Source organism: Streptomyces caniscabiei (assembly GCF_014930365.1).
GTDB classification, from domain to species: domain Bacteria; phylum Actinomycetota; class Actinomycetes; order Streptomycetales; family Streptomycetaceae; genus Streptomyces; species Streptomyces caniscabiei.
In genome coordinates, this window is sequence record NZ_JABXWI010000003.1 from 248,441 (window position 1) to 271,817 (window position 23,377).

The following is a 23,377-nucleotide window of genomic DNA, read 5'->3' on the forward strand; positions in this document are numbered from 1 at the left end:
TGTCCTCCCTGGTGGGGAGGGAGCGGGGTCCGCGCGGAGGACCCGGGGGCGGTGGGGTTCACCGGACAGCACGACGAGATGCCCTTATCCGGCTCATACCTTCGAAACGAAAGGTGGCGGCAGGGGGTCGCCATCACATACGAGGGGGCTGGCCCGTCATGGGGAACGGAGAGATACGGGTGCGGGGGATCGCCGCCCGGGCGGGCGGCTGGAGCGCCCGGCACCGCTGGGCGGCCGTCGGGGTCTGGTTGCTGTTCGTCGTGCTGGCGATGGGCATCGGCTCGGCGATGGGCTCGGTCGCGGTCAAGGACAGCGACCAGCTCAAGGGGGAGACGAGCGCGGCCGCGCACATCGTGGAGGAGGCCGGGATCGAGGAGCCGGCCGGTGAGACGGTCCTGGTCCAGGCGAAGGACGACGCCACCCGGGCCACGGATCCCGCGTTCCGGGCCGCCGTGGCGGAGGTGATGAAGGCCGTCGAGCGGACCGGGAAGGTCGCGGACGTGACCTCGCCGTACGACACGGGGACGATCTCGAAGGACGGCCGCAGCGCCCTGGTGCAGTTCGACGTGCGGGGCGCCTCGGACACCGCGGGCGAGCGGATCGAGCCGGTGCTGGACGCCGTCGCGGACGTCCAGAAGGAGCACGGGACGCTGCGGATCGAGGAGATCGGCGGCGCCTCCATGATGAAGACGTTCGACGACGCCTTCGGGGACGACTTCCGGCAGGCCGAGTACTCGGCCGTGCCGGTGGCGCTCGGCATCCTGCTGATCGCGTTCGGCGCGGTCGTCGCGGCGCTGCTGCCGGTGGCGCTGGCGATGACCGCGATCATCGCGACGATGGGTCTGATGGCCATCGTCAGCCACGCGATCCCGATGAGCGACACCGCCAGTTCCGTGATGCTGCTGGTGGGTCTGGCCGTCGGCGTGGACTACTGCCTGTTCTATCTGCGCCGTGAGCGCGAGGAGCGGGCGGCGGGCCGGGACGCGCAGGCCGCGCTGCGGGTGGCCGCAGCGACCAGTGGCCGCGCCATCGTCGTCTCCGGTGTCACGGTGTGCGTGGCGATGGCGGGCATGCTGTTCACCGGGCTCGCCGAGTTCGAGGCGATGGGCCTGGCGTCCCTGATGGTCGTCGCCGTCGCGATGGTCGGTTCGGTCACGGTGCTGCCCGCGCTGCTGTCGCTGCTGGGCGAGCGGGTGGAGAAGGGGCGCATCCCGTTCCTGCACCCGGACAAGCGGCGGAGGAACGGCCGTTCGGGAGGCGGCGGTTCGGAGAGCCGTTTCTGGAACGCCGTCCTCAGGGTCGTGCTCGCCAAGCCGGCGCTGTCGCTGGTCGTGGCGACCGGCGCGCTGCTCGCCGTGGCGGCGCCCGCGATCGAAATGAAGACGCAGAACCTGACGCTGGACCAGGAGTTCGGCGACTCGCTGCCGATCGTGCAGACCTACAACCGGGTCAACGAGGCCTTCCCCGGCGGTTCCGAACCGGCCGAGGTGGTCGTGAAGGCGAAGGACATCGACGCCCCCGAGGTGCGGGCGGCGCTGGCCGACTTCAAGAAGGAGGCCGTCGCCTCCGGTGCCTCACGGGGCCCGGTGGAGATCAAGGTGCACGACGAGCGCAACGTGGCCTTCGTGTACGTGCCGCTGGTGGGCGGCTCCGACCAGGACAAGGCGGGGGCCAGCCTGGACAAGCTGCGCGACGAGGTACGGCCCGCCACGCTCGGGAAGGTCGAGGGCGTCGAGGCGCCGATCACCGGGCAGGTCGCGGGCAACAAGGACTTCAACGACCAGCTGACCGGAGCCGTCGTCCCGGTCTTCGCCTTCGTCGTGCTCTTCGCCTTCCTGCTGATGCTGCTGTCGTTCCGCTCGCTGACGATCGCGGCGACGTCGATCGTGCTGAACCTGCTGTCGGTGGGCGCCGCGTACGGCATCCTCGTCGCGGTCTTCCAACACGGCTGGGGTGCCTCGCTGGTGGGCGCGGAGGGTGTGGGCGCCATCATCACCTGGCTGCCGCTGTTCCTGTTCGTGATCCTGTTCGGGCTGTCGATGGACTACCACGTGTTCGTGGTCTCGCGGATCCGTGAGGCGCGGCTGCGGGGCCGTACGACGAAGGAGGCGATCCGGCACGGGGTGGTCACCACGGCAGGGGTCGTGACCAGCGCCGCCGTCATCATGGTCGCCGTCTTCGCGATCTTCGGGACGCTGTCCATGCAGTCGATGAAGCAGATGGGTGTGGGCCTCGCGGCCGCCGTCCTCATCGACGCGACGATCATCCGGGGTGTGCTGCTCCCGGCGGTGATGGCGCTGCTCGGCGAGCGCAACTGGTATCTGCCGAAGTGGCTGCACCGACTGCCGGACCTCACCCACGACGAGTCGCCGGAGCCGGAGCCGGTGTCGCCGGCCGGCCGGGACGCGCGGGACGAGCGGGTACGGGTCTGATCGGGACGCGAGCGCGGAGGTGGGCCGGGGCGACGTCGCCCCGGCCCACCTCGATGTCCGTACCCGCCGGTTCAGGCCGCCGCGGCGACGTCCCCCCGGTCGAAGGAGTCGAGGGTGCGGGTGAAGTCGCGGGTGGAGAGCAGCAGCTTGTAGACGATGGCCAGTTCGAAGACGAGCAGCAGGGCGCCGGAGACGATGGTCGCCGTCATCACCGAGTCGACGATCGGGCCGATCATGAAGACGCCCATCTGGAACTCGATGCCGCTGATCAGGTGGGGGCGGACCCGGTGGCGCAGCAGGAAGGACCGGACGCGCAGGTAGAGGGGGAAGCGGCGGCGGAACTCCTGGTGCAGGTCGACGACCTGGGCCTGCGGCGCGGCCTGGGTGACCTCGGCGGTGGCCGTGCGCAGGTCCTGTTCGATGTCGGCCTCGGGGTTCTCGCGCAGCAGGTCCTCCATGAAGGCGAGTTCCCGCTCGTTCTCGGCGCGGCGGGCCTCGCGCAGCCGGGCCTTGATCTGCTTGCGCATGGTGTGGCGGACCTTGAAGGTCTCCAGGGAGTTGATGTAGCGGAGCGCGTCGCAGCCGATGACGGCGGCGGCGAGCCAGATGTAGAAGGTCTCGCCCGTGCGCTGGTACTGCCCGGCCATCAGGGCGACCGAGCACGCCGCGACCCGGACGCGGTCGAAGACGAAGTCGAGCCAGGCCCCGAACACCGAGCCCTGGCCGGTGAGTCGGGCGACCTTGCCGTCCATGCAGTCGAGGATGAAGCTGAGGTGGTAGACGACGGCGCCGGCGATCAGCCAGCGCCAGTCACCCAGCGCGAAGAACGCGGCCGAGACCAGACCCAGCAGGAAGGCGCCCCAGGTCAGCTGGTTGGGGGTGATCCTCGTGTACTTCGCGGTCAGCCGTACCAGGGGGGTGGCGACCGGGTCGACGAGGAGCACGGTCCACCAGGCGTCCCGCTTCTTCTGGGTGACGCGGCGCACTTCCGCGAGGTCGGGTATGTCTCGGCGCATGGGTCAACTTCCTGGCGTTCGAAATGAATTCATCCTCAGCTTGGAAGTCGTTCACGTGAGGTACAAGAACCGCCGGACACAACCTTTCGGAGGGGGTAACGGTCGAACCCGGTAACTGAGTCAGTGCGCGTTCCGCGCGGAGCGGGCGTTACCTGAGCGTTATTGAGTGACCCGATCGTTACCGGAAAAGTGCCGTGATTTCACGACCCGCGCGGAACCAACCGGCTTGCCCGGCTATCAGGGGGTTGCGAGTTCCGCCTCGATGAGGTCGGCGGCCCGCCGGGTGCCGCCCTCGGCCGCCATCCCCTGCTGGATCTCCTTGAGCCGGTGCGCCACTTCGGGGTCGTCGACGAGGGCGAGGACCGCCTCGCGCAGGGTCTCGGCGGTCACCTCCTCCTTGGGCAGATGGCGGGCGACCCCCAGCGACCGGAGCATCTCGGCGTTGCCGAACTGGTCGACGGCCTGCGGGACGGCGACCATCGGGGTGGCGGTGGCGAGTCCCTCCTGGCTGCCGCCCGCGCCTGCGTGGGTGATGAACGCGTCGGCCTGGCGCAGGACCGCCAACTGCGGCACCCAGTCCCGCACCTCCACCCCCTCCGGGATCTCCCCCAGTTCCGCCGGGTCGACGTGCCGGCCGACCTGGAGCACCAGGTGCCAGCCGGGCAGCTCGCCGAAGGCCTCGACGCAGGCGCGGTAGAAGTCGGGCTGCTTGGTGAAGGCCGACCCGAGCGAGACGAGGAGCACCTTCTCCGCGCCGGCCGGCCGCTGCCAGTCGCCCTGCGCCGCACGGTCGCCCTGGCAGGCGCCGACGAAGGTGTAGCGGCTCTCGTCGACGCGGTCGGCGTGCGGCTGGAGGGCCTTGGGGATGAGGACGAGGGAGCGGGCGGGCCCGCCGACGAAGGGGTCGGGGTGCTCGGCGATCCCGTTCTCCTCCAGCCAGGCCCGGAAGCGCGCGTAGTACGCCTTGCCGCGCTCCGTCTTCTTCGGTTCGGCCCACATGGGCTCGGCGACCTCCTCCTCGTAGCCGGTCCAGGCGACCAGGTTCGGGGAGAGGGAGATCGCCTTGACGCCCCAGCGGCGGGCGAGGACGGCCGCCGGGTAGGAGGTGATGTCGTGCAGCACGAGGTCGGGCTCGTCGCCCGCGTAGGCCTCGGCGAGCTGCGGTAGTGCCTGGATCGCGTCCTCCAGGAAGGGTTCGACGTTGTCGAGGAGCGTGCTCCCCCATGCCTCGGGGTCGGCGTCGGGGCCGGGCAGCGTCGAGTGCCAGAGCTTGGGCTCGGCCCCGGTCTCGGCCACCTTCTCCGCGAAGGCCGGCGGAATCGCGTACGTGACCCGGTGACCGCGTGTCACCAGCTCGCGGATCACTTCGAGGCTCGGGTTCACATGGCCGTGGGCGGCGATGGAGAACATGGCGATGTGGGAGGTCATGAGCCGACCGTACACGAGACGATACGTCTCGTCCAACTCCATTCCGCTCCGGCACCGACACCCCGCACGCCGTCCCGCACGCCGTCCCGCATCCCAGTGGCATCCCACGGGCTCCCTGTCCGCCCAGGTCAACAGGGGTGGAGAGTCCCACTGTCCCGGGCGGGCCGGCAGCCGTTGTCCCGGGGAGCCACGCCCTGGAATCTGTGGAGGCACGAACATCAACGCCACCCCCCAGAAGGAATCACCTGTGAAGAAACTCCGTACGAGCCGCGCCGTCGCGGCCTCGGCCGTACTGATCAGCACCAGCGCCCTGCTCCTCGTCCCCGCGTCGGCGGCCTCGGCCACCGAGGACGACTGCGACGGCATCGGCGTCATCGGCGTCTTCCGGGCCGTCGAGTCCGGCGCCTCGTTCGACTTCCGGGGCCGCCGCGTCGAGCTGCAGAACGAGTCGGCGCTCGACCGCTACAGCCGCGCGGAGATCAAGTCCGGCCGCAAGGCCGGCGACCGGCTGTGGGTCGACCGCAGCCACCGCTCGTTCCCCGACTTCAAGGGCACCGTCACCGACCAGCAGGCCAAGCGCGACGGCTGGAAGATGTGCGGCCCCTACACCGGCAGCCGCACGCAGTCCGTCTACAACGCCAACTACGCCGCACGCGCCTGCGGCGAGTTCGACGGCATCACCAAGTGCGGCAAGTGGTGGGTGGACTGACCGGACCGACGGGTTCCGGCGGCGGGGGCGTCACGGTGATGCCCCTGCCGTACGGCTGTCCGGGCCCTCAGCGCTGATAGCGCGCCAGCACCAGGTTGCCGTCGTCCTCCAGCCGTTCACGGAGTTCGCCGAGGTCGATGGCGCCGCTGTAGTACTCCTGGTAGGCCGGGGTGGCGACCTTGTCCTTCCACTCCGGGTAACCGCGCACGGACTGCGCGGGGGCCGGCCGGAGGTGGGCTGCGAGGGCGGTGCCGGTGGCCCAGTCGTGCTCGGTGGTGCGCAGGGCGGGGTCCCGCAGCGCCTCGGTGCCGGTCGGGAGCATCCAGTCGCCGAGGGCGAGACGGACCATGTTCCCGGGACGCAGCAGGAAGTCGATGAACGCGGCGGCCTGCTCCTTGTGCGGGCTGTCCTCGGCGACGGAGAGGGTCTGCGGGCTGACGCCCTGGGTGAGCCCGCCCGCACCGGCCGGGGCCGGCAGCACCTGCCAGTCGAAGCCCTCCGGGGCCTGCTGGACGATCTGCTGACGGTACGAGAAGCCGAGCGGGACCATCGCGTATCTGCCGCCGAAGAAGCCGGGCAGGGTGTCGGAGCCGCTCATGCCGAGGGTGGTGGCGGGCGCGCTGCCGTCGGCGTTCACCTCGTCGCGCACGGTCCTCGGGACGACGGCGTCGGCCCCCTCGAAACGGACCTCGGCCTTGCCGTCCGTGCCCCGGTGGAACAGCTGTCCGCCCGCCGAGAGGGAGAGGTTCAGCGTGGCCGACACCGGTTCCTTCAACGGCCAGGCCACCCCGTACTTCCCGCCGCCGCTCAGCTCCTTCGCCACCTCGCGGAACTCCGTCCAGGTCCACGGATCCTCCGGCGTCGGCACCCGCACCCCGGACTCACGCAGCCAGGTGGCGTTGGCGATCAACACCCTCGGTTCCTGGAGGAACGGCACCCCGTAGACGCCCTCGCCGAAGGTCGTCGTCTCCCAGCTGTGCCGCGGGATGTCCGCCCTCAGCCGCTCGGGCAGCAGGTCGCGCAGATCGGCGAGGTAGCCGCCGTACGCGAAGTCCGCGAGGTCGTCGGAGGCGTCGTGGATGATGTCCGGCGCCTCACCGCCCTCGAAGGAGGTCAGCAGTTGGTCGTGGACGCTGTCCCAACTGCCCTGCACGTACTCCACCCGGACGCCGGGATGCGTGGCGTTCCACTCCTCCACCAGCTCCTTGTTGACGGCGACGGACTCCTCCTGCCAGGCCAGGGACTGGAAGCGGAGGATGATCCGGCCGTCGTCGGAGGTTCCCTCGCCGCTGGTGCAGCCGGCCACGAGGAGGCACAGCAGCAGGGCGGTGACAAGCCGTCGTGCGCGCATCAGTTCTTCACCGCCCCGGCGAGCATGCCGCCCGTGATCCGTTTCTGGATGACCGCGAAGACGACCAGCGAGGGCAGCGTCGCGAGGAACGCGGCGGCGGCCAGCGGCCCGAGGTCGGCCACACCCTCCGCCCCGATGAAGTGGGTGAGGACGACCGGCAGGGTCTGCTTCTCCGGCGTCTTGAGCAGGACCAGCGCGAAGAAGAACTCGTTCCACGCGGTGACGAACGCGAACAGCGCCGTCGCCACGATGCCCGGCGCCAGCAGCGGCGCCGTCACCGACACCAGGGTGCGCAGCCGCCCGGCCCCGTCGACCGCCGCCGCCTCCTCCAGCTCGGCGGGCACCGCCCGGACATAGCCGACGAGCATCCACAGCGCGAACGGCAGGGCCCACACCACGTACACCAGGACCAGTCCGGGCACGGAGTCGATCAGCCGGAGGTTCTTCAGCACCAGGAAGAGCGGGATGATCACCAGCACGAACGGGAACGCCTGACTGACCACCACCCACCCGGTCGCCATCCGCGACAGCGTCGTACGGTGCCGGGCCATGACGTACGCCATCGGCGTCGCGACGAGTACGGCGACGACGGCCGCGCAGACCGCCGCGACCAGCGAGTTGAGCGCGGCCTGGAGCAGCGGCTGCTCCTCGAAGGCCTGCCGGAAGTTGGCGAGGGTCGGGTCCCTCGGGATCCAGGTCGGGTGGAGACTGCCCAGCTCGCGGGCCGGTTTGAAGGCGGTGGAGACCAGCCAGAGGAACGGGAACGCGAGGAAGACGAGATACGCGAGCAGGGCCAGGTACTGACCGGTGCGCGCGGTCCTGCTGGTCCTCACGCCTCACCACCCCGCCTCAGCCGGCCGACCAGCACGAACGCCAGGACGGTCGAGATCACCGCGACCATCACACAGCCCATCGCCGCCGCGTACCCGAACTGGCCGTAGCGGAAGGCCTCCTCGTAGGCGAAGAGCATCGGCAGGCGGGTACGGCCGCCCGGTCCGCCGCCCGTCAGCACGTACACCAGGGCGAAGGAGTTGAAGTTCCAGATGAGGTTGAGCGCCGAGACGGCGAGGGCGATGGGTCTGATCGCGGGCCAGGTGACCGTCCGGAAGCGGCGCCAGGCGCCCGCGCCGTCCATCGCGGCGGCCTCGTGCAGTTCGCGCGGGGTGTTCTGCAGCCCTGCGAGCAGGGCGACGGTGGTCTGGGGCATGCCCGCCCAGACGCCGACCAGTATGACGGCGGGCAGCGCGGTGGCCAGTCCGCTCAGCCAGTCGCGGCCGTCGCCCAGGCCCAGGTCGCGAACGGTCTCGTTGAGGATGCCCGCGTCGGGGTTGTAGACGAGCCGCCACATGATGCCGACGACGACCTCGGGCATCGCCCAGGGGACGATCGCGAGCGCCCTCGCCAGCCAGCGCAGCCGCAACGGCTCGTTGAGCAGGAGGGCGAGGCCGAGGGCGAGCACGAACTGCGGGACGGTGACCCCGACGGCCCACAGCAGACCGATACGGAACGACTCCCAGAAGAGGGTGTCGTGCAGCAGGTCCTGGAAGTTGAGGGTGCCGATCCACCGGGTGGGTTCGGTCCGGCCGGACTGGGCGTCGGTGAACGCCAGCGCGATCCCGTACAGCAGCGGGCCGACGCTCAGCACCAGGATGGGGATCAGCGCGGGCAGCACCAGGAACCAGGCGCCGTGGTCGATCGGTCGCCGGTCCCGGTCGTCCGCCGGGGTGCGCCGCTTGGCCGGTCGCGTGCGTTTCGGCTTCGCGGTCGCCAAGGTCATGTCCGTCATGGTGCTGAGGGCATGACAGGGCGTCAAGGCAGCGCGCACAGGCTCCGACCTGTGCGAATGCGAGACTGACCCCGAATGGCGTGAACCTGACGTCCCTGAGGGGAGCGTCGGCCGTACGGACACGGAGGCGAAGAATGGACGAGGCTCGGGCGCGGGACGTACTGGACGCGGCCGGTGTGCTGCCCGGTACGGCCGGGGACGCACGGCTGCTCGCGCTGGGCGAGAACGCGGTGTTCGCCGCAGGTGACCTGGTGGTCAAGGTGGGCCGTGACGCCGAACTCCTCGACCGGGCCCGCCGCGAACTCGATGTCGCCGCCTGGCTCGCCGAGGCGGGCGTCCCCGCGGTGCGGCCCGCCGGTGCGGAGGCACTGCTCGTCGAGGGACACCCGGTGACCGTGTGGCACCGCCTGCCCGATCCCGTACGCCCCGCCGAGCCGCGCGATTTGGCCGAACTCCTACGGCTGGTCCACGCCCTGCCCACCCCGCCCTTCGCCCTGCCCCGCCGTGAACTGCTCGGCGGTGTGGAGCGCTGGCTGCGCCTGGCCGGTGACGCGATCGACCCGGCCGACGCGGCGTACCTCCGTGAGCGCCGCGACGGGTTCGCGGCGGCCGCGGCCGCCCTCGTCCCGCGCCTGCCCCGGGGGCCGATCCACGGCGACGCGCTCCCCCGCAACGTCCACATCGGCCCCGACGGCCCGGTCCTCGTGGACCTGGAGACCTTCTCCGGCGACCTCCGTGAGCACGACCTCGTCGTCATGGCCCTCTCCCACGACCGCTACGGCCTGCCGACGGGGGACTACGACGCCTTCACGGCGGCCTACGGCTGGGACGTGCGGGAGTGGGACGGCTGCTCGGTGCTGCGGGGCGCCCGGGAGACGGCGAGCTGCGCGTGGGTGGCGCAGCACGCGCCGAGCAATCCGGCGGCCGCGGCCGAGTTCACCCGCCGCGTGGCCTCGCTGCGCGAGGGGGACGAGACGGTCCGGTGGTACCCGTTCTGAGCGGCGCCGGGCGCGGACGGGCCGGAGCCGGACGGCCCGGAGTGCCCGAGCGAGTGGCGGGAGCCGGACGGCCCGGAGTTCGCGTGCCCGGAGTCAGACGGCCCGGAGTATGAGCGCCACCTCGTCGATCTCGGCGTCACGGGCCAGGGCGAAGCCCCGGTCGTGGCCGGTGACGACGAAGCCGCACTTCTCCAGGACGCGGATCGAGCCGGTGTTGTCGGCGGCCGCGTGGGCGTACAGGGGCCGGGTGGGGACGAGGCCGAGCAGGGCGGTGAGGGCGGCGGTGGCGACGCCCCGGCCCCAATGGGCGCGGTCGATCCAGTAGGTGACCTCGCGTTCGTCCGGTGGCCCGTAGACCGCGACGGTGCCGACGACCTCGCCGTCGGCGACCACCGTGCGGTTCAGCACCCCGGGATCGGCACGGATCTTCGCCCAGTGGGCGTCGAAGAGGGCGCGGTCGCGGTGGTACGCCCCGGTGAACGCGGCGATCCGCTGTGCCTCGGGGTCGGACGCGTGCCGCCAGAGGAACGGCGGGTCGCCGTCACGGACTTCGCGGAGGGAGACCACGGCGGCCGTCATACCGTCTCACCCGCCGGCTCGCGCAGCGGCCAGGTCGCGTCCACGACCGCTTCCGGGTTGCCCTTGCGGCGGAGGAACTCCTGGAAGTCGGTGGCCCACTCCGCGTACCACTCGATCTGGCGGCGGTGCAGCTCCGCCGGGCCGAGGGCGGCGACCTTCGGGTGGCGCTGGGCTATCGCACGGGCGAGCCGGGCGGCGGCCAGGGCGTCGGCGGAGGCGTCGTGCGCGGCGTCCAGCGGAACTCCGTACTCCCCGCAGACCGCTTCGAGGTTGCGTTTGCCCCGGCGGTAGCGGTCGACGGAGCGGTCGATCGTGTACGGGTCGATGACGGGCGCCGGGTCGAGGCCGCCGAGCCGGTCCCGCAGGGACGGCAGGGCGTGCCGGCGCAGCTCTGCGGAGAGCAGGGACAGATCGAAGGCCGCGTTGTACGCCACGACCGGGACGCCCGTCTTCCAGTAGGAGACGAGGACGTCGGCGATGGCGTCGGCGACCTGGTCGGCGGGTCTGCCCTCGGCCGTCGCACGGGCGTTGGTGATGCCGTGCACCGCCACCGCCTCCTCCGGGATCTCCATGCCCGGGTCGGCGAGCCATTCCCGGTGTCCGACCGGCTCCCCGTCCCTGACCTCGATCACCGCGCCCGTGACGATGCGCGCCTCGCCCGGGTCCGTCCCGGTGGTCTCCAGGTCGAAGCCGATCAGCAGCTGCCGGTGCCAACCCATGCTGGCCCCCCTTCTTGGTGGTGCTTTCCCCCAGTGACCACCACCATCGCACGGGCCACTGACAATCCGAGGGCCGCGTTCCGCTTGGGCGCGCGACGGGCCCGCCGGCACGGCGCCGGGGCCCGCTTCACGACACCGGTCGGGAGTCCGCCCACGCCACTTCGAACTCCTCGCGGTATGTATCGAAAAGGCCGACTTCGCCGTTCTCGTCCGCCTTGAGGACCCGGTTGCCGCCGCGCAGGACGAGCACCGGCGCCTCCATGCCCCGGGTGCGCCGCAGATAGGTCTGGACGACCGCGACCCCGTCCGAGCCGTCGCCGTCGACGAGGTACGCCGTGAAGCGCGGGGTCTCGTCGAAGACCTGGATCTCGAAGGCGCCCGGGTCGCGCAGCCGGGAGCGGACCCGGCGCATATGGAGGATGTTCATCTCCACCGCACGGCTCAACTCACCCCGCTTTATGCCCAGTTCACGCTCCCGCCGCTTCACCGCGCTGGAGGCGGGGTTGAGGAAGAGCAGCCGCACCCGGCAGCCGGACTCGGCGAGCCGCACCAGCCGTCGCCCGGAGAAGTTCTGCACGAGGAGGTTCAGGCCTATCCCGATGGCGTCGAGGCGCCGGGCTCCGCCGAAGAGGTCCTCGGCGGGGAACTGCCGCAGCAGCCGCACCCGGTCGGGATGGACACCGACGACGTCCGCGTACCGGTCCCCCACCAGGTCCTCGACCGCGTCGACGGGCAGCCGGCGCGCGGAGGGCACGTCGCTGCCGGCGCCCAGGATCTCCAGCAGCTTCGCGGCGGCGCGCTCGGCCTGGGCGAGGACGGCCTCGGACAGGGCCCGGTTGCGGGAGACGACGTTGCGGGTGACCTCCAGCTCGTCCAGCGCCAGTTCCACGTCGCGCCGCTCGTCGAGGTACGGCTCGAAGCAGGGCCAGTGCTGCACCATCAGCTCGCGGAGCTGGGGCAGGGTGAGAAAGCTCAGGGTGTTGTCGTCGGCGGGGTCGAGCAGATAGCCCTTGCGGCGACTGACCTCGCGGACCGCGACGGCCCGCTGCACCCACTCCTGTCCGGCGGGCCCGGCGGCGGCGACCACCCAGTCGTCGCCGTGGACGGGCTCGTAGATGGGCCGCAGCACGGCGGCCACCACGGCGCGCAGCCGCTGTTCGACGAGGTTCAGCCAGATGTAGGCGCGGCCGGCCCGCTGGGCGCGCGTACGCACTTCGAGCCAGGCGTCGGCGTTCCAGTCCAGCTCCGGACCTATGGAGCCCCGCTCCATGGGCCGCGCCAGGGACACCGCGCCGGGTGGGACATCCGTGGGGTCCCCCTCGTGACCCGCGTCGCCCGCGTCACCAGGAGGCAACTCCAGCCCTCCCGAGCCCACCCACGCACCGCCTTCCGCTCCCCCGAGCCGACCCCTACGCAACGATCAAGGAAGGGTACTCCGGTCGCGGGTGACGATACAGCCGGATGGACAGGTCGTTTCTCAACTACCGCACGTGACTTGCCCGTTCCGGGGCGCCACCGTGCGGGGAGTGAGCCGATTCATAACGATCGGGCCGCCGCCGGGCCACAACGGTGGCCCTCGGGGCGTCACGAAGTGTCCATCACTGGGCAGGAGGGACGTATGTCCTAGGAGGTTCCATCAGATTGAGGGAGACTCCCCCCGGAGTCGCCCCCAGCGGCGCGCGACAACTGGAAGAGTCGTATCCATGCAGGTCTGGCCTGGACAGGCGTATCCGCTCGGCGCCACGTACGACGGCGCCGGTACCAACTTCGCGGTCTTCTCGGAGGCCGCGCACCGAGTAGAGCTGTGTCTGCTCGACGACGACGGCTCCGAGACGGCGGTGGAACTGCGCGAGACGGACGCGTTCGTGCGGCACGCGTACCTGCCCGGCGTGATGCCGGGGCAACGGTACGGCTTCCGTGTGCACGGCCCGTACGCGCCGGAGCGGGGGCTGCGCTGCAACTCCGCGAAGCTGCTGCTCGACCCGTACGCACGTGCCATCAGCGGCTCGGTCACCTGGGGGGAGGAGGTGTACGGCTACCACTTCGAGTCGCCGGAGGAGCGCAACGACCTCGACTCGGCCCCGCACATGATGACCTCCGTCGTGGTCAACCCGTACTTCGACTGGGGCGACGACCGGCGGCCCCGCACCGAGTACCACCACACGGTGATCTACGAGGCCCACGTCAAGGGCCTCACCATGCGGCACCCGGGGCTGCCCGAGGAGCTGCGCGGCACCTACGCGGCGCTCGCCCATCCGGCGATCATCGAACACCTGACCGGACTGGGTGTCACGGCACTGGAGCTGATGCCCGTACACCAGTTCGTGAACGACCACCGGCTGGCCGACATGGGCCTCAGCAACTACTGGGGCTACAACACCATCGGGTTCTTCGCCCCGCACAACGCCTACGCCTCCTGGGGCGACCGCGGTCAGCAGGTGCTGGAGTTCAAGTCGGCGGTCCGGGCGCTGCACGAGGCCGGGATCGAGGTCATCCTCGACGTCGTCTACAACCACACCGCCGAGGGCAACCACCTGGGCCCCACGCTCTCCTTCAAGGGGCTCGACAACCCGTCGTACTACCGGCTCACCGACGACCCGCGCTACTACATGGACACCACGGGCACGGGCAACTCCCTGCTCATGCGGTCCCCGCACGTGCTTCAGCTGATCATGGACTCGCTGCGGTACTGGGTCACCGAGATGCATGTCGACGGGTTCCGCTTCGACCTCGCCGCGACCCTGGCCCGGCAGTTCCACGAGGTGGACCGGCTGTCGTCGTTCTTCGACCTGGTCCAGCAGGACCCGGTGGTCTCCCAGGTGAAGCTGATCGCCGAGCCCTGGGACGTCGGCGAAGGGGGCTACCAGGTGGGGAACTTCCCGCCGCTGTGGACCGAGTGGAACGGCAAGTACCGGGACACCGTGCGGGACCTGTGGCGGGGCGAGCCGCGCACGCTCGCGGAGTTCGCCTCCCGGCTGACCGGCTCCTCCGACCTCTACCAGGACGACGGGCGGCGCCCGCTGGCCTCCATCAACTTCGTGACCTGCCACGACGGCTTCACGATGCGGGACCTCGTCTCCTACAACGAGAAGCACAACGCGGCCAACGGCGAGGACAACCGGGACGGCGAGAGCCACAACCGGTCCTGGAACTGCGGGGCCGAGGGCGAGACCGACGACCCCGGGGTGACCGCGCTGCGGGTCCGGCAGATGCGCAACCTCATCGCGACGCTGATGCTGTCGCAGGGCGTGCCGATGCTCAGCCACGGCGACGAGTTCGCGCGGACCCAGGGCGGCAACAACAACGCGTACTGCCAGGACAACGAGGTGTCCTGGGTGCCGTGGCCCTCCGGTGAGGACGGGGACGAGGGCGCGCCGTTCGGAGATCTGCTGGAGTTCACCCGGGCCATGGTGTGGCTCCGCAAGGATCACCCCGTCTTCCGCCGGCGCCGCTTCTTCCACGGCCGGCCGGTGGAGGGGACGCACGACGAGCTGTCGGACATCGCGTGGTTCACCCCCCAGGGGCAGGAGATGGGACAGCCGGACTGGGACTCCTCGCAGGCGGGGGCGCTGAGCGTCTTCCTGAACGGCAACGCGATCTCCGAGCCGGGTTCCCGAGGCGAGCGGATCAGCGACGACTCGTTCCTGCTGATGGTGAACGCGTCGGCGCTGCCGCTGGAGTTCGTGGTGCCGGTGAACCACGGTCCGCAGTGGCAGATGGTGGTGGACACGGGGCGGGAGGACGCGGTGCCGGTGGACGGGCCGAAGGTGGCGGCCGGGGAGCGGGTGGAGTTGGTGGACCGGAGTCTGGTGGTGTTCCGGAGGCCGACGTAGGTCGCGGGATTCGCCGTACGGGGTCGCTGTGTGTTGCGGGGTGCGGGTCGTGGGTGGCTTGTCGCGCAGTTCCCCGCGCCCCTAAAAACTCCGCGCCCTTGCGTGTCAGGGCGCTCCAAGTCTTGTGTGGCGGGTACGTAGGACTTCATGACCTCTGTCGTGCCTGCCGCCACCTACCGCGTCCAGCTTCAGCCCGACTTTCCTTTCTCCGCCGCCTCGGCCGCCGTGCCCTACATCGCCTCGCTCGGTGTCTCCCACCTGCATCTGTCCCCCGTCCTCGAGGCCGTGCCGGGGTCGTCGCACGGGTACGACGTGGTCGATCACGGCCGGGTGCGGGGGGAACTCGGCGGTGAGGAGGGGCTGCGGGAGCTGGCCCGGACCGCGCGCGCCCATGGGCTCGGCCTCGTCCTGGACATCGTCCCCAACCACATGGCCATGGCGCCCCGGCACAACCGGGCGCTGTGGGAGGTGCTGCGGGAGGGGCCGGGATCGGCGTACGCGCGCTGGTTCGACATCGACTGGGAGGCGCAGGGCGGCCGGGTGCTGCTGCCGGTGCTCGGCGGGCCGCTGGGCGCGGAGATCGAGCAGTTCGTCGTGGACGGGCGGGAGCTGCGGTACTACGACCACGCGTTCCCGCTGCGGGAGGGCACCGAGAAGCTGCCGTTGCCGCAGCTGCTGGACGCGCAGTGGTACCGGCCCGTGTGGTGGCGGCTGGCCCGTACGGAGTTGAACTACCGGCGGTTCTTCAGCATCTCGGAGCTGATCGGGGTGCGGGTCGAGGAGCCCGAGGTGTTCGAGGCGACCCATGCGAAGGTCCTCCAACTGCTGGACGAGGGGGTCGTCGACGGGCTGCGGATCGACCACCCCGACGGGCTCGCCGACCCCGACGCCTATCTGCGGCGGCTGCACGAAGCGACCGGGGGGCGGTGGACCGTCGTCGAGAAGATCCTGGCCGACGGCGAGAAGCTGCCCGGGGCGTGGCCGGTCGCGGGGACCACCGGCTACGACGCGCTGCGGCACGTCGACGGGCTGTTCACCGATCCGGCGGGAGCAGGTGAACTGCTGGAGAGGTACCGGGGGTTCACGGCCGCGCAGCCGGACCGGGGCGGGGAGTGGGACGCGACCGTGCGGCGGGCCGCGTACCGGGTCCTCACGCACGAGCTGGTCGCGGAGGTGGAACGGCTCACCCGGGTGGCGCACCGCTTGTGCGAGCGCTCCCCCGATCTCTCTCTGCGCGACCAGGCGCCGTGGGCGCTGCGCACCGCGCTGTGCGAGCTGCTCGCCCGGATGGAGGTCTACCGGCCGTACGCCTCCGAGGACGCCTCCCTCGTCGTCACCGAGGAGGCCGCGGCCGAGGCGCGCGCGCTGTTCGTGGTGCCCGAGGAGGCCCGGTCGGTGGACGCCGTACGGGATCTGGTGCTGGGCCGGAGCGACGAGCCGGACCAGGTGGAGTTCCGGGCGCGGTTCGCGCAGACCTCCTCGGCGCTGCGGGCGAAGTCGGTGGAGGACACGGCGTTCTACCGCTATGTGCCGCTGCTGTCGGCGAACGAGGTGGGCGGCGATCCGGGAAGTCCGGCCGTGTCGCCGGAGGACTTCCACGCCTACTGTGCGCGCGTCCAGCGCGACTGGCCGGCCACGGGGACGGTGCTGTCGACCCATGACACCAAGCGCAGCGCGGACGTACGGGCGGCGATCGCGGTGCTCGCGCAGTGCCCTGAGCGCTGGGCCGACCTGCTGGCGGAGGTGACGCGGGACGGCGCGGGCTCACCGGATCCGCACCTGGCGTGGGCGGCCTGGCAGACGGCGTTCGGACTCGGCCCGGCGGCCGAGGAGCGCCTTCAGGGTGCCCTGCTGAAGCATGTGCGGGAGGCCGGACTGCACACCTCCTGGACCGAGCAGGACCCGGCGTACGAGCGGGAGGTGGCGGACTTCGTCGCGCGGGGGCCGGCCGTGGACGCGCGGGTCGCCGCGCTGCGCGAGGAGCTGGCGCCCCATGTGCGGGCGAACGCTCTCGGCGCGGCCCTGGTGCAGCTGACGATGCCGGGGGTGCCGGACGTGTACCAGGGGACGGAGGCGGAGTACCGGGCCCTGGTGGACCCGGACAACCGCCGGGCGTTCGCCCCGCACGAGGAGGGTGCGGAGAAGTTCCGGCTCACCGAGGCGGCGCTGCGGCTGCGCGGGCGGCGGCCGGAGGTCTTCGGGAGCGCGGCGACGTACGCGCCGCTGGCGGCCGAGGGGGTGGGCGCCGCGCACTGTGTGGCCTTCACCCGCTCCGGCGAGGTGGTCACCGCGGTGACCCGGCTGTCGCTGCGGCTGGCGCGGGCGGGGGGCTGGGGCGACACCCGGCTGCCGCTGCCCGAGGGGCGTTGGGCCGAAGTGCTGGGCGGGGAGCGGGAGTTCACGGGCGAGGTGCGGCTGGCCGACCTCTTCGGGACCCTGCCGGTCGCGCTCCTGGAGCGGGTCGGCGCGTGACGGCGCGCCCCCGGACCGGGAGCGCGGTGGGGAGCGACCGGTGTCGTGGCGAATGACGGTGAGTGCGACCGGGCGCCCCTGGGAGCCGCCCCTTCGGCGCGAGGACACTGGGTACGTCCCCCGCTCGGCCCCGGCCGGGCGTGCGGACCGACGGTGCCAGGCGGACGGGACGGGGGTGGGTCTGCTGTCGGAGCTCGGATATCCCACGGTGGCCGAACTGGAGTCGGCCGCGAGAACCCTGACGGCCCGCCGGCCGGGGCTCTGCGCGCTGCGGAACATCGGCTTCTCCCGCGCCGGCCGCCCGCTGCGGCTGCTGTCGGTGGGGCACGCGAGACACGCCGTCCTGGTCGTCGCGGGCGCCCACGCCAATGAGCCCACCGGCGGCTCCACGGTGCTCGCCCTGGCCGAACGGGTCGCACGGGAGCGGCGGTTGCGGTCCGACGTGTCCTGGCACTTCGTGCTCTGCGCGGACCCGGACGGGGCGAGTCTGCACACCACTCCCCTGCCGCGCACGCTCCTCGACTACCACCTCGGGTTCTTCCGGCCGGCCGGCCCCGAGCAGCCGGAGTGGTCGCCGTCCGTGCTGCCGCCGGACCGGCTGCCGCCCGAGACGCGCGCCCTGCTGGGGGTGCTGGACGAGCTGCGGCCCTATCTCCAGGTGACCCTGCACGGCACCGATCTGGGCGGCAGCTGGGTGCAGTTGACGAAGGACGTGCCGGGGCTCGCCGAGCCGTTCGCCAAGTCCGCGGCCGAGCTGGGCATACCGGTGGAGCGAGGCGCGTCCGACGCCGCGGGCTGGCCCGTCTCCGGGCCCGGGGTGTTCGTGATGCCGCGCCCGGGCGGTGTCCCGGCGTACCCGAGCCTGCCGGACGACGCCCGGCACAGCACCTGGTACCACGCCCACCGGTACGGCGGTCTGACGGCGGTCGTCGAGGTGCCGATGTGGGCGAGCGACCTGGTGGACGACACCGCCCCGCACCCGGCCCCGGCGGCGGCGCTGCGGCACCTGGCCCGGCGGCTCGTGACGGACGCGGGCCGGGTGGAGCGGGTCCTCGCCGAGGCGCTGCCCCGGCTGCCGGGCCCCGAGGGACCGCTGCTGCGGGCGGCCCGGTGGGCGCTGGCGCTGGTGCCGGGGCTGGCCCGGGACTGGCGGGACGGGCCGCCACCGGATCTGTCGACGGCGTACGTGGGGAGTGTGGACGCCTTCGGGCGGCGGCTGCCGCTGCGGGCGGCGGCGATGCTGCTGCGGGTGCTGAGGGAGGCCGACGACCCGGGGGCGCCCCTCCTGGAGGAGTGGGTCACGGAGTGGTGCGAGTCCTTCGCCGACCGGTTCCGCGCACGGTGGGTGCCGGTGGGCGACCAGGTCGAGCACCAGGCTCGTACGGTGTTGGCGACGGCGGCGTACGCGCGGGGGAACGCGGGGACCTGAGGGCGCCGGGTGTGACCGTCAGTCCGTCATGGCGAACACCGCCCCCGTGCGGGCCGCCATCACGCACGCGTTGGCGAAGGTCTGTTCGTAGGCGACCTGGCGGCCACCCCACTGGCCCTCCGCCGTGGCCCGTACGGGGGCGTAGATCTCGGTGCAGATGGCGTTCCGGTGGGGGATGCGGGCGATGTCGCCGTCGCTCCGGCGGAGCTCCGCGCAGGCCTGGGTGGCACGGCCGTGGCCCTGGGGCGGATCGCACAGGAGGAGGGTGCCGCGGGTGTCGGAGGAGCGGGCGTCGCCCCGGGTGAGGGTGACGTAGAGCCAGTCGCTCTGGACGGCGGTCGTCCGGTCGGGGGCCGAGGCGCCGAGGGTGAGGAGGGCGAGGGCGGCGAGCAGGCAGCCGCGTACGGCATGGGTGGGGTTCGTCATTCCCGGTGCATCGGCACGGCGGGCTCGGAACTCCATCCCTGCTCACCCGAATGGGAGTCCGCACGGCTGTCCGGACGGGTGTCCGCACGGCTGTCCGGACAGGGCGCCTGCGGGGCGGGGCCCGGCCGCTGCCCGCGCCCGGCCGCCAGTTCGAACGCGGCGAGGACGACGCGGGCCTGGTACTCGGCCTGGCGGGCGACGGGGATCCAGCGGGCCCCGTAGCCGTCGCGGTAGTCGGCGCACCACTCGTCGATCAGCCGGTCCAGCTCGGGCAAAGCGCCCGCCGGGTCGTGCCCGGCACGGGTCACCAGCTGGCGCAGCAGTCCGGCGGTGCGCAGGGCGACCCGGCGGCCGGAGATGGCGAGGGTGGTGAGCCGGGCGGTGTCGAGCGGGGGCAGCGGCCGAGCGGCCCCGTCGTGGACGTCGGGGTCCCAGGAGTCGGCGAGGCCCGGCCCGACCAGGACGTAGTCGTCGACCGGGGCGAGGAGCCGGGCCGCGTCCGGGGCGCCGCCGACCGAGGGCCGGACGCGGGCGAGAAGGTCCTCCAGGAGCCGGGTGTCATGGCGCAGGGCACGGCTGACGGTGCGCAGCACGGCGTCGGCGTCGGGTGCCGGGGAGGCGTCCTCGACGGCGGTCACGCCCCACATGGGCGCCTCGACGACGGCGGTGACCGTGCCGTGGCGGTGCGGGTGGAACCAGGTGGACTCGACGGCCGCCTCGGTGATGGCGGCGGCCAGGTCGCCCCGGCGCGGCGGCGGGATGCGGTAGACGGCGGGGCCGAGGCAGGGCCAGTACAGCGTGTCGTACGGCTTCAGCTCGCGCGGGATGCCGAGGCGGGCGGCGATACGGGCGACGCGCTCGGCGAGGCCCGGCAGGTCCCGGGTCAGTTCGACGAAGCCGCCGCCGACGTCGACGCCGTGCAGCGAGCACTGGAAGAAGGGCCGCAGTTCGTCCTGGAGGTCGAGCAGGGCGCGGGTCTCCGGCAGCACGGCGCCGGCCGCGCCGTCGGGCAGCCACTCGGGCTGTTCCAGGAACCCGGGGCGGAAGAAGTGCCGGAAGTGGTGGCCGAGGGTGTACGGGCCGCGCAGCCAGCCCTCGTTGCGGCGGGAGCCGTCGGGGTCGAGGCTCAGCAGCAGGTTCCAGGTGGTGTCGGCGGCCTCGCTCAACCGGGGGTCGGCCAGGGCCCGTTCGGCGAGCCTGAGGACGGTGGCGCCGCCCACGGGCTCGTTGGCGTGCGGGCCGGCGACGATCAGGGTGTGGCGGCTGCCGTGTCCGACGGAGAGCAACCACATCGGTGTGCCCGCCCGTGAGGTGCCCACGCGGCGCAGTCGGGCGCGGTGCGGATGGCGGGCGACGAGGGCGGCCGCGCGGGCGGACAACTCGTCCACGGTCGGGTAGCGGAGGAGTGGCGGCAGGGCACACCTCCACGAATGTGGTGCCGTCGGTTCACCTGGTGTGCATGGTGTAAGCACAGTCAGTCATGGCCGAGAACCTACGTCAACACCCCGGAACGGAAGGAAAGTTGACAAACTCGCAGGGTAAATCCCAGGCCAGAGCTTTGCCGCGGGGTCGGTCACAAGGTCACTGCGAGGAGAGACGGAACACCATGCGGCCGAAACTCACCTGATCGCCGTCGCGGACGACTGCCGCGCCGATCACCCGACGGCCGTTGACGGTGGTGCCGTTGGTGGAGCCGAGGTCACGCAGGATCCACAGGCCGCCCTGCCGGCTCAGCTCGGCGTGCACCCGGGAGACCGTCTCGTGGCTGAGCCGGAGCCCGTTCGCCGGGTCGCGGCCTATGCGCAGGGCGTGGCCGCCCGCCGGGTGCGGCAGCTGGAGCTTGGGGAGCCGCTCGGCCTGCCAGGCCCGGCGCAGCTTCACACCGAAACCGGAGACCGCCCCGACGGTGCCGAGCACCAGCCGGGACCAGCGGTTCTCGACGGGCAGGTCGGCGGTGAGCGCGGCGAGTTCGTCGGAGCGGCGGGCGGTGAGCGCCAGCTCCATCCGCCGGATGAACGTGTCGTGCGACAGGCGGCCCAGCGCGACGCCGTCACGGAGCACCCTCAGCGCGCGGTCGCGCTCCGCGTCCGACAGCCGCGCGGGGTACGTGTGGAACTCGAAGGACGACGTCACGCTGGTGATTGTCGGTCAGCGAGGTGGGAGGTGTCCAGACAACCCGTGAACGGTGACCATCCGCGGACATGCGGGCGGACCTGCGGGAGACATGCGGGAGGGCGCCACGACTCGCGCGGTGAAAAGCACCGATCCGAGCGCGCGCCGATCTCGTTTGCCGCACGATGGACGAGTAACCCCCTGACTACCCAGGACCACGACCGGCAGCCGAGGGAGAACCGTTCCGTGCAGTTCGAGGTGTGGGCACCGCAGGCCGACCGACTGACCCTCCACCGAGCGGGCGCCACGCACGCCATGGAACGCGACCCGGAGCGGCCGGGCTGGTGGACCACCGAGGCGGAGGCCGAGGACGGCACCCGGTACGGCTTCGCCGTCGACGACGGCCCGGTGCGCCCCGACCCGCGCTCGCGCCGCCAGCCGGACGGCCCCGACGGACTGAGCGCGGTCGTCGACCACGGGCGGTACACCTGGCGTGCGGAGTGGGCCGGACGCGGACTGCCGGGCGCGGTCCTCTACGAGCTGCACATCGGCACGTACACCCCCGAGGGCACCCTGGACGCGGCGGCCGCCCGCCTCGGTCACCTCGTCGAACTGGGCGTCACCCACGTCGAGTTGATGCCGCTGTGCCCCTTCCCCGGGACGCACGGCTGGGGTTACGAGGGCGTCTCGCTGTGGGCCGTCCACGAACCGTACGGCGGTCCCGAGGCCCTGAAGCGCTTCGTGGACGCGGCACACGGGCTGGGCCTCGGGGTGGTCCTCGACGTCGTGCACAACCATCTGGGCCCCTCCGGCAACTATCTGCCCGTCTTCGGGCCGTACTTCACCGAGCGGCACCACACGCCGTGGGGCGCGGCGGTCAATCTGGACGCGCCCGGCTCGGACGACGTGCGGGCGTACTTCCTGCAGAGCGCGCTCGCCTGGCTGCGCGACTACCGGCTGGACGGGCTGCGGCTGGACGCGGTCCACGCGCTCAGGGACACCCGCGCCCTGCACTTCCTGGAGGAGCTGTCGGCGGCGGTGGACGCGTTCGCCGAGGAGGTGCGCCGGCCGCTGTTCCTGATCGCCGAGTCGGACCTCAACGACCCGCGCCTCGTCACCCCCCGCGCGCAGGGCGGACTGGGCCTGCACGCCCAGTGGAACGACGACTTCCACCACGCCCTGCACACCACGCTGACCGGTGAGTCCCAGGGCTACTACGCGGACTTCGCGCAGGCCGGTCCGGCGGGCCTGGCGAAGACCCTGACCGGCGGCTTCTTCCACGACGGCACGTACTCGTCCTTCCGGGAGCGCCGCCACGGCCGCCCCCTGGACCGTACGAGCGTCTCCGCGCACCGGCTGCTGGGCTACACCCAGACCCACGACCAGATCGGCAACCGCGCCCAGGGTGACCGTCTCGCGGCGACCCTCTCCCCCGGTCTGCTGGCCTGCGCGGCGGCGCTCGCGCTCACCGGGCCGTTCACGCCCATGCTCTTCATGGGCGAGGAATGGGCCGCGTCCACACCCTGGCAGTTCTTCACCGACCACACCGATCCGGAACTCGCGGAGGCCGTACGGCGGGGCCGGCGCCGGGAGTTCGCGGAGCACGGCTGGGCCGAGGAGGACGTCCCCGACCCGCAGGACCCGGCGACCCGCGACCGCTCCTGCCTCGACTGGTCCGAACCCGAACGCGAGCCCCACGCCCGCGTCCTGTCGTGGTACCGCGCCCTCATCGCCCTGCGCCACTCCCTCCCCGACCTCTCCGACCCCGACCTCTCCGACGTCAAGGTCGCCTTCGACGAGGAGACCCGCTGGTTCGGCTTCCGCCGGGGCGACGTCCTCGTGGCCCTGAACCTGGGCACGAAGACAGCGACCGTCCCCCTGGGCGTGCCGCACGCCCGCGTACTGGCGTCCTGGGATCCGGTACAGCCACCGGAAGCCGACGGAGTCCTCACCCTCCCCGCGGAGTCGTGCACGGTCCTGACAGACGCGTGACAGCCCGCGCGCCAGGGGACGGGCCGCAGGCCCAAAAGGGGCGCGGGGAACCGCGCGATCAGCCCCGTGCGGCCCGCGGTCGCCGCACGACGGTC

The 23,377-nt window shown here is 72.1% G+C and carries 18 protein-coding genes; 7 read left to right on the top strand and 11 right to left on the bottom strand.

The window, feature by feature from the left end; translation table 11 throughout:
- Positions 1 to 158: 158 nt before the first annotated feature.
- Positions 159 to 2,432: an MMPL family transporter gene (locus HW837_RS09455; RefSeq protein WP_193381030.1), complete on the top strand. Its 2,274-nt coding sequence runs from the start codon at positions 159 to 161 to the stop codon at positions 2,430 to 2,432.
- Positions 2,433 to 2,503: 71 nt separating this feature from the next.
- Here the strand turns inward: HW837_RS09455 and HW837_RS09460 are convergent, their stop codons facing one another.
- Positions 2,504 to 3,448, bottom strand: coding sequence for a CDP-alcohol phosphatidyltransferase family protein (locus tag HW837_RS09460; protein WP_045559787.1), 945 nt, complete (start codon positions 3,446 to 3,448; stop codon positions 2,504 to 2,506).
- 237 nt (positions 3,449 to 3,685) lie between these two features.
- The gene (gene mgt / locus HW837_RS09465) at positions 3,686 to 4,918 is read right to left on the bottom strand and encodes a macrolide-inactivating glycosyltransferase (protein WP_193381031.1); all 1,233 of its coding nucleotides are present in this window, start codon (positions 4,916 to 4,918) and stop codon (positions 3,686 to 3,688) included.
- A 205-nt stretch (positions 4,919 to 5,123) separates the two neighbouring features.
- On the opposite strand from mgt, the gene HW837_RS09470 reads away from it, so the two are divergent.
- Positions 5,124 to 5,585, top strand: a complete 462-nt coding sequence (locus HW837_RS09470) for a hypothetical protein (RefSeq protein WP_045559788.1) — start codon at positions 5,124 to 5,126, stop codon at positions 5,583 to 5,585.
- Between the two features lie 67 nt (positions 5,586 to 5,652).
- On the opposite strand, the gene HW837_RS09475 is transcribed toward HW837_RS09470, so the two are convergent.
- Genes HW837_RS09475 through HW837_RS09485 form a run of 3 tightly spaced genes read right to left on the bottom strand, consistent with a single transcriptional unit; the run spans position 5,653 to position 8,713 of the window.
- Entirely contained in the window at positions 5,653 to 6,936 is a 1,284-nt protein-coding gene (locus tag HW837_RS09475; RefSeq protein ID WP_045559789.1) for an ABC transporter substrate-binding protein, read from the bottom strand.
- Complete coding sequence (locus tag HW837_RS09480; RefSeq protein WP_045559790.1) at positions 6,936 to 7,769, bottom strand: carbohydrate ABC transporter permease; 834 nt, start codon at positions 7,767 to 7,769, stop codon at positions 6,936 to 6,938. Before HW837_RS09480 ends, HW837_RS09475 begins: the two co-directional genes overlap by 1 nt.
- Positions 7,766 to 8,713, bottom strand: a complete 948-nt coding sequence (locus HW837_RS09485; RefSeq protein ID WP_045559791.1) for a carbohydrate ABC transporter permease — start codon at positions 8,711 to 8,713, stop codon at positions 7,766 to 7,768. Before HW837_RS09485 ends, HW837_RS09480 begins: the two co-directional genes overlap by 4 nt.
- 143 nt (positions 8,714 to 8,856) lie before the next feature.
- Here HW837_RS09485 and HW837_RS09490 point away from each other — a divergent pair, with 143 nt between their 5' ends.
- Positions 8,857 to 9,720, top strand: coding sequence for a phosphotransferase enzyme family protein (locus tag HW837_RS09490; RefSeq protein ID WP_045559792.1), 864 nt, complete (start codon positions 8,857 to 8,859; stop codon positions 9,718 to 9,720).
- A 93-nt stretch (positions 9,721 to 9,813) separates the two neighbouring features.
- Here HW837_RS09490 and HW837_RS09495 read toward each other — a convergent pair whose 3' ends face one another.
- From HW837_RS09495 to HW837_RS09505, 3 genes are all read right to left on the bottom strand, one after another.
- Positions 9,814 to 10,299, bottom strand: a complete 486-nt coding sequence (locus HW837_RS09495; RefSeq protein ID WP_045559793.1) for a GNAT family N-acetyltransferase — start codon at positions 10,297 to 10,299, stop codon at positions 9,814 to 9,816.
- A complete protein-coding gene (locus tag HW837_RS09500; RefSeq protein WP_045559794.1) occupies positions 10,296 to 11,018 on the bottom strand; it encodes a 3'-5' exonuclease in 723 nt (240 codons plus the stop codon). The genes HW837_RS09495 and HW837_RS09500 overlap by 4 nt, the downstream gene beginning before the upstream one ends.
- A gap of 127 nt (positions 11,019 to 11,145) precedes the next feature.
- On the bottom strand, positions 11,146 to 12,393 hold the full coding sequence (locus HW837_RS09505; protein ID WP_045559795.1) for an SAV2148 family HEPN domain-containing protein: 1,248 nt from the start codon (positions 12,391 to 12,393) through the stop codon (positions 11,146 to 11,148).
- A 328-nt stretch (positions 12,394 to 12,721) separates the two neighbouring features.
- Between HW837_RS09505 and glgX the strand changes: the two genes are divergently transcribed.
- The 3 genes from glgX (at position 12,722) to HW837_RS09520 (ending at position 18,752) form a co-directional block, all read left to right on the top strand.
- On the top strand, positions 12,722 to 14,851 hold the full coding sequence (gene glgX, locus HW837_RS09510; RefSeq protein WP_045559796.1) for a glycogen debranching protein GlgX: 2,130 nt from the start codon (positions 12,722 to 12,724) through the stop codon (positions 14,849 to 14,851).
- Positions 14,852 to 14,998: 147 nt separating this feature from the next.
- Positions 14,999 to 17,323 carry a malto-oligosyltrehalose synthase gene (treY, locus tag HW837_RS09515; protein ID WP_193381032.1) on the top strand — a complete coding sequence of 775 codons (2,325 nt, stop codon included), beginning with the start codon at positions 14,999 to 15,001 and terminating at the stop codon, positions 17,321 to 17,323.
- Between the two features lie 175 nt (positions 17,324 to 17,498).
- On the top strand, positions 17,499 to 18,752 hold the full coding sequence (locus HW837_RS09520) for a M14 family zinc carboxypeptidase (RefSeq protein ID WP_193381033.1): 1,254 nt from the start codon (positions 17,499 to 17,501) through the stop codon (positions 18,750 to 18,752).
- A gap of 18 nt (positions 18,753 to 18,770) precedes the next feature.
- Here the strand turns inward: HW837_RS09520 and HW837_RS09525 are convergent, their stop codons facing one another.
- The 3 genes from HW837_RS09525 to HW837_RS09535 all read right to left on the bottom strand — a co-directional run bounded on the left by HW837_RS09525 (position 18,771) and on the right by HW837_RS09535 (position 21,311).
- On the bottom strand, positions 18,771 to 19,178 hold the full coding sequence (locus tag HW837_RS09525; RefSeq protein WP_045559799.1) for an SSI family serine proteinase inhibitor: 408 nt from the start codon (positions 19,176 to 19,178) through the stop codon (positions 18,771 to 18,773).
- A complete protein-coding gene (locus HW837_RS09530; protein WP_234442655.1) occupies positions 19,175 to 20,566 on the bottom strand; it encodes a M14 family zinc carboxypeptidase in 1,392 nt (463 codons plus the stop codon). The genes HW837_RS09525 and HW837_RS09530 overlap by 4 nt, the downstream gene beginning before the upstream one ends.
- 193 nt (positions 20,567 to 20,759) lie before the next feature.
- Complete coding sequence (locus tag HW837_RS09535) at positions 20,760 to 21,311, bottom strand: DUF1707 and FHA domain-containing protein (RefSeq protein ID WP_045559801.1); 552 nt, start codon at positions 21,309 to 21,311, stop codon at positions 20,760 to 20,762.
- 225 nt (positions 21,312 to 21,536) lie between these two features.
- Between HW837_RS09535 and treZ the strand changes: the two genes are divergently transcribed.
- Complete coding sequence (treZ, locus tag HW837_RS09540; RefSeq protein ID WP_045559802.1) at positions 21,537 to 23,282, top strand: malto-oligosyltrehalose trehalohydrolase; 1,746 nt, start codon at positions 21,537 to 21,539, stop codon at positions 23,280 to 23,282.
- Positions 23,283 to 23,377 lie beyond the last annotated feature (95 nt).